We start from the raw sequence: 5,931 nt of genomic DNA on the forward strand, positions 1-5,931 counted from the left end.
AAGGATATTCACTATATAGTTTGATAACTTACGATAGTTTTTTAATTCATTTATAAATTCTTCATATATCTTAGGCTTTGGAAATGTTCCATATAATAAAAAATATGCTACTTCCTCAAATGAAAAATTATCCACTAAAGTCTGAACTGATCGACCTCTATACGAGAGTAAACCTTGTTGTCCATCAATGTCACTTAAAACTGTTTGAACTGCCGTAACTCCTTTCAAACCAGGGTTAAACATCTCCCCACTTCCCTTCCCTTTTCTTATCATCATTGTATGATAGTAAAAAGATTATTAAAATTTAATAATTTTTACTATAATAATAAGTAATACTTATTGATGGGGTGTTCGCTATGGATATACGATTAATCAAAACCTTTATCCTCGCTGCTGAATATGAAAATTACAGAGAAGTTGCCGAAAAGCTTTATTTGACACAACCAGCTATATCACTACAGATGAAACAATTAGAAAAAGAATTAGGGGGGCAATTATTCGTAAAATCTGGTAGAAATATCGTCTTGACGGAGTTTGGAAAGGTTTTTTATCAAGAAGCATTGGGTATCGTTGCTCAATACGAAAAAAGTATCCATAAAATTAATCAATTTAAACAAGGATTTCACAAACATATCCTGATTGCGATTTCTCCTTTACTTGCTGATACGATTCTACCTACCATATTACAACGATATATGATTGCACATCCGAATGTTGAATTTACTATTCAAGTAATGGAATCAACGGAAATATCTCAGCAAATAGAGAATGGAAATGTAGATATCGGATTATCATGCCTTCCAGGATCGAGCTTAATTCAAACCATCCTTTTTCATGAAGAAGAAGTATCGCTTGTTATTAGACACGATGGTTACGATTTGGAATCAGGACCTTTTCTTGATGCGGCTGAAATTTTGGAACAAAACACAGTTTTTACCGATAATCATCCTTTTTATTGGGGACCATTAAAGGGACAGCTAACAATACGATTTCCAACGCTAAGAATGATGAAGGTAAACCAATCCTATATTACAAAGCGATTTATACTTGAAGGCATAGGTGTAAGCTTTTTACCAAAATCTAGCATTAAAAGAGAGTTATTGGAAGGTAGATTACTAGAAGTACCCACAGAATTCTTACATATCCCAAAAGCCAGAATGTACTTTTTGTATAAGAACCAGCAGCAATTTGATTCAGAACTATTAAGTTATATCTCTTCCTTTCACTTTGGCTAAATCATAGATGATTAACGGAATGAGAGATAGATATAGTAAACTATAAATAGATTAAAGTTTCGGTAACAAACAAGAGGTGATAACATGAAAAACGTAATATTAACTAGCATTTTCATTGGACTATGGTTCATAAGTATGACAGGTTGTTCTCCGAATGAGCAGTCAAATAGCGAAGAGATTGAACTAACTGTATCTGCAGCAGCTAGTTTAAAGGATTCATTAGAAGAGGTTAAAGAATTATTTGAAGAAGAATATCCTCATGTAAATGTACGATTTAACTTTGGTGGGTCAGGATCCTTACAACAACAAATCTCACAAGGGGCACCTGTCGATATATTCTTCTCCTCTTCTGAACCGAAATTTAATACGCTAATAGAAAGTGGTCTAATCGACGAGGAGAATAATGCGCCACTTCTTAAAAACGAAATTGTTTTGATAGCTGAGACTAGTAATCCATCAAACCTTTTGAGTTTTAAGGATTTAACGAATAAAAAAATTGAACACATCGCCATCGGGATACCTGAAACCGTACCTGCAGGAGAATATGCTAAGGAAACACTCGAATATATCAATATTTGGAACGATGTAGAATCCAAAATTGTTTATGCCAAGGATGTCCGTCAAGTTCTATCTTATGTCGAAACTGGCAATGTAGGGGCTGGTATTGTTTATAGAACAGACGCTCTGCCGTCAGATAAGGTGATAATAATTGAATCAGCTGTTCCTGACTCCCATTCAGCAATTCACTATCCTGTTGGGATTATAAAAGGAACGAAACATTTTGAGGCAGCGAAAGATTTTTATTACTTTTTACAGAAAGATGATGTTTTAGAGGTATTTGAGAATGATGGATTCATTACTTTCTAATTTATTTTCAGAGGAATTTCTTAGCCCAATCATACTTTCCTTAAAAGTTGCTGCTGTCTCAGGTATATTGGTAATTTTTTGGGGAACAGTTCTTGGGAGGTATTTAGCTAGAAGATTGTTTCGAGGAAAGGCGATATTAGAAACGATTATCATGCTTCCGATGGTTCTCCCCCCTACTGTTATTGGCTTTTTCCTTATCGTTATATTTGGGAGAAATAGTTTTGCAGGAAAGGCTATAGAATGGTTATTTCATCAACCTATCATGTTCACATGGTGGGCAGCGGTTATAGCAGCTGCAGTTGTAGCATTCCCACTAATGTATCAATCAGCAAAATCTGCATTTCAAGGAGTAGATATCGCGATTGAGAATGCAGCAAGATTAGATGGTGCAAGTGAGTCGAAGGTCTTCTTTTTCGTTTCTATACCACTTGCTTCTCGGGTATTAATCTCTGGATGTATATTAAGCTTGGCACGCGCTTTAGGTGAATTTGGTGCCACATTAATGTTTGCAGGTAATATACCTGGTGTTACACAAACCGTACCGACAGCAATCTATATAGCTATTGACTCTGGAAATATGACACTTGCATGGCTGTGGGTAATATCAATTGTTTTAATATCCTTTCTAATGCTACTAGCAATTCGTAAAAAGGAAGTTTAAATTTCTTTTTATCAGGAATAAAAACTAGCGTAGTTCATGTAACTACGCTAGTTTTATACTAGTCATTCAACATCTATTCGCTCTAATGGACGTTTGGCAGGACCTTCCATAACCTCACCAGTATACGAGAATCTAGATCCATGGCATGGACAATCCCATGTTCTCTCGCCAGAATTCCATTCCACCTCACAGCCCATATGGGTACAAGTTGTGTCCACAGCGTGAAGATTACTTTCAAGATCTTTATAAACTCCTGTTCTTTTCCCATTAATACGTGTCACTGTGGCATCATCTGCAGCTAATGCATGTATATTATTGTCCGTGAACTCTAACTTGCCCTTTATTAAATGCTTGGCAACATCTGCATTAATTTGAACTACCTTTCGTAAAGAAGGGTCTGCTTGAAATCTAGATGGCGTATAGAGTTCTTCATATGGGCTATCGTTACCCAATATGAGATCGGAGACGAGCTTAGCTGCTACCGTACCGTTAGTCATCCCCCATTTTCTAAATCCCGTTGCTACAAATATAGCATGTTCATTCTCTGAAATTCGCCCAACATATGGTAGTTTATCTAGCGTGATCAAGTCTTGTGCTGACCATCGATATAAGATTTTCTCAACACCTAAGTGTGCTTCTGCAAAATCCTGTAGGGCATGGTAATGTTCAATTGTCGATTTTCCTTGACCCGTCTTATGGTCTTGCCCAATAACAAGCCAAACTTCCTCCCCATTAATGGTTACAGAACGCAATGATCTAGTGGGTAGTTCTGCAGAAAGATACATTCCACCAGGGTATTTCTTTTTCGCTTTCACCGCTAATATATATGACCTATCCGCATACATTCTAGTCGGATAGAAGCCTTGTCCATCATAAAATGGGAAATGTGATGCGGCAAATACAAACTTACTAATAATTCGATGACCATCTCTGGTTACAATTGCAGGATGCTTATTATACTCCACATCAACTGCAGTCGTATTCTCGTAAAATTGAACGCCATTCTTTACGCATTCTTCGACAAGTACTTTTAAAAATTTCAACGGATGATATTGTGCTTGATTCTTCATGATTAAAGCCTTTTTATGAGGTACTTGTAATGGTATAGTGTCTATTAATTCTCCTTCGATACCCAGTTGGTCATACGCTTTTTTCTCATTTTCTAACTGAGTTATGTATTCATCTGAATTCGTATAGATGATGGCATCATGTTCTTCTAATTCACAGTCTATTTGAAGCTCCTTCGTTGTCTGTTCAATAAATTCCTTTGCTTCCATTTGAGCTTCATAATATAGCTTTGCTTTCTCCTCACCGAAATGCTTGATAAATTCATCGTAAATAAGCCCATGCTGTGCCGTTACTTTGGCAGTTGTATGTCCTGTTGTTCCGTTTAAAAGGACACCAGCGTCAATCAGTGCCACTTTAAGGTTTTCTTTTGAAAGTAGATATGCAGCAGTAATACCTGCAATACCTCCACCAACAATTCCGACATCGACACTTATTTTTTCTTTTAACTTTGGAAAGCTTGGAATTTCTAGGTTATCCCTCCAATATGGTTCTGGAAACTGTGGTAGTTCTTTTGTGTCTGACATGTTAATCACTCCTAACTTCACGCTTATTTATGCAGTGTTAAATATAAATATCCATTAATTACTATTACCTTAAGATGGATTAATTATTAATCAAACAAATAACTTCTTTTTGAATGGCTCAACGAAGTAAAAATAATGAGTGAACTAGCAAACAAGGCCAAAACTCTCTATAAGGGGTACCGTCAGGAAAATGCGAATTTACAATGCTAAGCACATTTTCCTGACGATTCCTCCATTTTTAACAAGGTAAAGAAAATTACAAGCAAGTCTCAGCGACGAACGGGTGATAGTAATGAAAGAAACTCCAAAAACCCACTACATTCTAAGGTTTTTGGAGTTTCTTTTTTTAGAGTCTACCCTGCACAGGGATTGCCTTCATTTCATAGATTTTTTGAAGCGTAAGGACTTGATTTGTCTTCTCGTCATCGTCCTCTGCGTAGATATACGACTCCACAAGTCTGTAGCCAAATACAAGAAGGATCATCTCATAGACGCAGTTATCAGCGATATGTGTTACATCCACATACTGCGAAAATCCTCTATAATACGCAGGAACGCATCGCTGGTAGTATTCGACCATGTGATTGATATCCGATTCATCCGCAATCAGACTTGCGAGATCTTCTCCCATGTAACCCCATCCGGATGTGTCCCAATCAATGAGCGCGATTTTCCCATCGGCATAAATCAGGTTGGTCACCCAGAAGTCCCGGTGGCAAAGCACAAGTGGCAGTCTTTCTATGCGAGCTAGTATCTCGTCAGCGTGCTTATCGATGTTGATGAGCATTTGCCGTAAGTGTTGCGGCAATTCGCAGTCTTCCGAGCGTATATAATTGTAAACGACCGGCCATGACCGGTAATGCAGATACATATTCTTCATGAAATCTGCATGGCTCAGGTTGTTAAGGCTCTGCAATACAGCGGGTTGCTCCAAATACAGTTTGCCTTGATAGCGTCCTAACTCTAGCGCAGCCTGTTCATACATGTCACCGGTCAAGTCTAATCCGGTTACGCCATCGATATATTCCAGCCATAGCTGGAATTCATTTTCATCGGCATTGATTTCGGCATGATAACATGTCGGCCAGCGGAAGGCATCTGAGAACGTCGCACCGAAGTCGGACGCATATAAATCATATTCCCGACGCCATGAACCTGGATCTCCGTAACGCTCCCATTTCTTCTGAATTTTTAGAACGATACGGTATGGCAATTTTTCACCATCCGCTGTTTCAGCGCTCCCCGTTATTAGGTACACATTTCCCACCGTTCCTCTCTGTAATTGCGTGGTTTGGGAATCGGCATAGATGATATCCCTCTTGAACTGTCGGCTTAAGGCATAAATCAGCTTTTCGAATTTAATAATCATTTCTTCCACCCTCCGTTTCTCTTTGTTTGCTTGCTCTGCATGGGATCATTTTATTTCGATCCCTGTCGATTGGGTAACTCGTTTTGCCTTGGCAATACTTGTTCTCATACTGCTGGGAAAGCATTTTCGCGATAATTGTCTTTCTTTAACTGTGACAAGATAATTGCCTTTAATTTGGGAAATGACCCCGCCAGCATTTAAACCCTT

6 protein-coding genes are annotated in these 5,931 nt (G+C 38.1%); 3 read left to right on the plus strand and 3 right to left on the minus strand.

Going from position 1 to position 5,931, the window contains the following annotated elements:
- Positions 1-243, minus strand: a 243-nt coding sequence (locus G5W_RS20750; protein ID WP_010095687.1) for a citrate/2-methylcitrate synthase, incomplete at its 3' end; no start/stop codon positions are given.
- A gap of 113 nt (positions 244-356) precedes the next feature.
- On the opposite strand from G5W_RS20750, the gene G5W_RS0108010 reads away from it, so the two are divergent.
- From G5W_RS0108010 to modB, 3 genes are all read left to right on the plus strand, one after another.
- The gene (locus G5W_RS0108010; RefSeq protein ID WP_010095689.1) at positions 357-1,235 is read left to right on the plus strand and encodes a LysR family transcriptional regulator; all 879 of its coding nucleotides are present in this window, start codon (positions 357-359) and stop codon (positions 1,233-1,235) included.
- An 84-nt stretch (positions 1,236-1,319) separates the two neighbouring features.
- On the plus strand, positions 1,320-2,102 hold the full coding sequence (gene modA, locus G5W_RS0108015; RefSeq protein ID WP_010095691.1) for a molybdate ABC transporter substrate-binding protein: 783 nt from the start codon (positions 1,320-1,322) through the stop codon (positions 2,100-2,102).
- Positions 2,083-2,763, plus strand: coding sequence for a molybdate ABC transporter permease subunit (gene modB / locus G5W_RS0108020; protein WP_029191062.1), 681 nt, complete (start codon positions 2,083-2,085; stop codon positions 2,761-2,763). The genes modA and modB overlap by 20 nt, the downstream gene beginning before the upstream one ends.
- A 62-nt stretch (positions 2,764-2,825) precedes the next feature.
- Here the strand turns inward: modB and G5W_RS0108025 are convergent, their stop codons facing one another.
- Positions 2,826-4,355: an FAD-dependent oxidoreductase gene (locus tag G5W_RS0108025; protein ID WP_010095693.1), complete on the minus strand. Its 1,530-nt coding sequence runs from the start codon at positions 4,353-4,355 to the stop codon at positions 2,826-2,828.
- A 346-nt stretch (positions 4,356-4,701) separates the two neighbouring features.
- Positions 4,702-5,724, minus strand: a complete 1,023-nt coding sequence (locus G5W_RS0108030) for an aminoglycoside phosphotransferase family protein (protein ID WP_010095694.1) — start codon at positions 5,722-5,724, stop codon at positions 4,702-4,704.
- Positions 5,725-5,931 lie beyond the last annotated feature (207 nt).

Source organism: Ornithinibacillus scapharcae TW25, assembly GCF_000190475.1.
In the GTDB taxonomy this organism is placed as follows: domain Bacteria; phylum Bacillota; class Bacilli; order Bacillales; family Amphibacillaceae; genus Ornithinibacillus; species Ornithinibacillus scapharcae.

Bases quoted from the DNA above. Each gene is read 5' to 3' on its own strand.
- G5W_RS0108030 (WP_010095694.1), bottom strand. From the start codon at position 5,724: ATGATTATTAAATTCGAAAAGCTGATTTATGCCTTAAGCCGACAGTTC.
- modA (WP_010095691.1), top strand. From the start codon at position 1,320: ATGAAAAACGTAATATTAACTAGCATTTTCATTGGACTATGGTTCATA.
- G5W_RS0108025 (WP_010095693.1), bottom strand. From the start codon at position 4,355: ATGTCAGACACAAAAGAACTACCACAGTTTCCAGAACCATATTGGAGG.
- modB (WP_029191062.1), top strand. From the start codon at position 2,083: ATGGATTCATTACTTTCTAATTTATTTTCAGAGGAATTTCTTAGCCCA.
- G5W_RS0108010 (WP_010095689.1), top strand. From the start codon at position 357: ATGGATATACGATTAATCAAAACCTTTATCCTCGCTGCTGAATATGAA.